The organism is Pseudomonas sputi, assembly GCF_021603585.1.
Classification (GTDB): Bacteria; Pseudomonadota; Gammaproteobacteria; order Pseudomonadales; family Pseudomonadaceae; genus Aquipseudomonas; species Aquipseudomonas sputi.
Map to the genome: position 1 here is coordinate 1 of NZ_BQHI01000054.1, position 3,486 is coordinate 3,486.

A 3,486-nucleotide genomic window follows, 5' to 3' on the forward strand; every position below is an offset into this window, starting at 1 on the left:
GGGCTGGGGCACCCTGCGCTACACCTACGACGCCTGCGGCCAACTCACCCGCCTGCGTCTGCCGGACAACAGCAAGCTCGACTACCACTACGCCAAGGGCGGGGCGCTGACTGCGATCGACCTCAACAGCGCCTTGCTCACCCGTCACGTCTACCAGAACGGCCGCGAACAGCAGCGCCAGCAAGGCCTGCTGCTCAGCGAATACTCTTACGACGAACAGGGCCGCCTGAAGTCCCACGCCGTAGGCCATCAGCGCAACTCGCTGTACCGCCGCGACTTTACCTACAGCGCCAACGGCAATCTCGAACACATCGCCGACACCCGCCACGGCCAGCGCAGCTACACCTACGACGCCCTCGACCGGCTGATCCGCGTGCGCCACACCCGCGACGATGTGCCGGAAAACTTCGCCCACGACCCGGCCGGCAACCTGCTGCTGCAGGATCGCCCCGGCCCGACACAAATCAAAGGCAATCGCCTGCTGATGCAAGGCGACCGCCATTACGACTACGACGCCTTCGGCAACCTGATCCGCGAACGCCGCGGCCGCGCGCAACAGCTTGTCACCGAATACCGCTACGACAGCCAGCACCGCCTGATCGGCCTGACCCGTCCCGACGGCACCAGCGCCAGCTACCAGTACGACGCCTTCGGCCGGCGCATCCGCAAGACCGTCGACGGCCAGACCACCGAGTTCTTCTGGCAAGGCGACCACCTGATCGCCGAAAGCAGCAAGGAACAACACCGCAGCTTCATCTACGAACCCGGCACCTTCCGCCCGCTGGCGATGCTCGACGGCAAAGGCCCGAAACGCGCCTGCCCGTTCTACTACCAACTCGACCACCTCGGCACCCCGCAGGAACTGACCGACTACAGCGGCGAGATCGTCTGGTCAGCCAAATACAGCGCCTACGGCAAGGTCACCTCGCTGGAGCTCGCGACCGAGGACTACCTGAACCAGCCACTACGGTTTCAGGGGCAGTATTTCGATGAAGAAAGCGGGCTGCATTACAACCGGCACCGGTATTACGACCCGGACGTGGGACGGTACCTGACACCGGATCCGGTGAAGCTGGCGGGTGGGCTGAATCAGTACCGGTATGTACCGAATCCGACGGGGTGGGTGGATCCGCTGGGGTTGAGCGAATGCCCGGGAGGCAATGGCTGTAACAAAGCCCCAGCGGAAACAGTCGACCCAGCAAAAAAAACTCATGGTGGCGAACTGCGCCCTTCGCCACCTGCTCCAAAAATAGAACAGAGGTACCTGTATCGTGGAGACCAAAGAGATCCGACAGAGATTTTTGAGAACGGTTTTACAAGCAAGGGACTCAGCAATGACTTGCTCCTTCATTCGATTGATAGTGACTATCCTCCAAGCAATTTTATTAGTACATCGCTTTCCAGAGACATGGGCAAAGAATTCGCGACATCCGGCTTCACAACACCTGGATTTCTTTACACACTAAAAAGAATTCCAGGACATGATTTAAAAAAGGAGTTGGGATCTGCTTATAGATTTAGCAGAGAACAAGAAATCGCCATCCCAAGCAAGATAAAGAGGGAAGACATTCTAGGCGCTACTCTTATCATCGATGACGGCAGAGAATTTGGTTATTCAATCCCCAATCCCTACAGGACAATAGACAAATGATCTCGAGATTCATCATATGCATAGGCATACGGGGCGAAAAAAAAGACGTAGAGTTGATGTGCGACAGTGGCGCAAAAACCATAAAGATCAAACTCGAAAACACTTACAAAACATATGAGGGCAGCGACTTCTATAAATGCTTCGGCTTATTAAGAAAAGACAATCCAGAAGTTACGTTTTTCTGCAAAGGATCTAAACTAAATGTCCATACATCAAGCATGTCCTCACAGATGTCACTAGGACTAAAAGCCTACGAACTTTCATTAGGTAAAGAAGCGACCCTAGACGACATTGTTTTTATTTTTGACTATGAAGATGAAAATCTGACAAACGACCCAGAGCTCCAACGTTCCTTCTACCTCGAATGGATAAAATCCTGAAAATTAATTATGAAGGATGAAAGTATCAGTAATTCATTAACCTGATGGGGCCTTACCCCTGGCCCTAAAAACTTATAGGAGCGCAATCACTCATCATCATCAAAATCCTCATACTCAAGCTCTTCCTCACCCTCCCAAAGCGGAACCGTCGCATCATCCATCAACGACCCCGGATCTTCATTTCCCGGATCATTGATAAACGGCAATCCGCTCGGGCCTTTTTCTTCCTTGCCTTCGGTTTCCGGAGTCATGGCGCACCTCGTCAATCGCATTGATATACGACGTTCGAAAAGTATGGCCGTCAATCGTTCCTGCGCATGACGCGCAGGTACAAAAAACCCGGCGTAAAGCCGGGTTTCTGTAGAACCGATCACTCAACGATGACGATTCTTGTGTTTGTTCTTGTGCTTGTGACCACCGCCGGAGTGCGATTTGCCGCCATCGTCACCCAGGTTGTTGCCGACCGCACCACCCGCTGCGCCGCCCAATCCTGCGCCGATGGTCGACCCGGTGGAGCCGCCGAGGCTGTTGCCGATCACTGAACCGCCAGCGGCACCGAGGCCACCGCCAATGGCGGCTTCCGTACGATTGCGTTTGTTCGCTCCGACGGCACTGCCGGCCGCACCGCCAACACCAGCACCCACCGCAGCACCGGTGCTGCCGCCGAGCTGTCCGCCGACCACATTGCCCAGTACACCGCCCAGCCCACCACCGACAGCCGCGGAACCATCACCGGCAGCCATGGCGCCTTGAGCCACGAACAGTCCTATAACCAACGCAGTTGCAGTTAAAGTCGAGCGCATACAGACCTCACAGGTCCCGGATCGGGACGGTTCGCCCGCGGAGGGGGCTATGTGGCATTGGAGGCGAATTCGGGAAAAACGTTCAGCAACGAAAAGGCCCGGCATAAAGCCGGGCCTTTTCAGACATGCATTCGCAATCAGTGACGCTTGTGCCCCTTGGACAAGTTGCTGCCCACTGCGCCGCCAGCAGCACCGCCCAGGCCGGCACCGATAGTCGCGCCGTTCTTGCCACCCAGGCTGTTGCCGATGATCGAACCACCCGCTGCACCGACACCACCGCCAATGGCCGCCTTTGTGCGGGCCCCCTTCTTCGCTGCCAACGCACCGCCAGCCGCGCCGGCCAGGCCAGCGCCAATGGCCGCGCCGTTGCTGCCGCCCATTTTCTGGCCAACCACGTTACCCAGCGCGCCGCCAAGACCGCCACCCAGTGCGGCGGTACCGTCGCCAGCCATTGCACCTTGAGCAACCAGAAGCCCCAGAACCAGAGCAGGCAGAGTTAAACGCATGACGAAAACCTCAACAGAATGTCTAGTCCTGAAATAGGTTTACACCTGTTTCACCCCAACGCCCGATGCATCGCATCGGGCGTTTTGTATTTCAACGACAGATGCGGACGCTCACGGTTGTAGATCAAGACCGACTCACTCACCAT

General features: G+C 56.6%; 5 protein-coding genes. 2 read left to right on the top strand and 3 right to left on the bottom strand.

The genetic code is table 11. The annotated features are described in order from the left end of the window. On the top strand, positions 1 to 1,651 hold a 1,651-nt coding region (locus L6D81_RS29210; protein WP_236182991.1), incomplete at its 5' end, for an RHS repeat-associated core domain-containing protein. After that, positions 1,648 to 2,031, top strand: coding sequence for a hypothetical protein (locus L6D81_RS29215; protein ID WP_236182992.1), 384 nt, complete (start codon positions 1,648 to 1,650; stop codon positions 2,029 to 2,031). The genes L6D81_RS29210 and L6D81_RS29215, both read left to right, overlap by 4 nt. 86 nt (positions 2,032 to 2,117) lie before the next feature. Here the strand turns inward: L6D81_RS29215 and L6D81_RS29220 are convergent, their stop codons facing one another. The 3 genes from L6D81_RS29220 to L6D81_RS29230 all read right to left on the bottom strand — a co-directional run bounded on the left by L6D81_RS29220 (position 2,118) and on the right by L6D81_RS29230 (position 3,340). After that, positions 2,118 to 2,282, bottom strand: coding sequence for a hypothetical protein (locus L6D81_RS29220; protein ID WP_236182993.1), 165 nt, complete (start codon positions 2,280 to 2,282; stop codon positions 2,118 to 2,120). 123 nt (positions 2,283 to 2,405) lie between these two features. Continuing rightward, positions 2,406 to 2,834, bottom strand: coding sequence for a glycine zipper domain-containing protein (locus L6D81_RS29225; RefSeq protein WP_236182994.1), 429 nt, complete (start codon positions 2,832 to 2,834; stop codon positions 2,406 to 2,408). Between the two features lie 137 nt (positions 2,835 to 2,971). Next, positions 2,972 to 3,340 carry a hypothetical protein gene (locus L6D81_RS29230; protein ID WP_011333227.1) on the bottom strand — a complete coding sequence of 123 codons (369 nt, stop codon included), beginning with the start codon at positions 3,338 to 3,340 and terminating at the stop codon, positions 2,972 to 2,974. Positions 3,341 to 3,486: the final 146 nt, after the last annotated feature.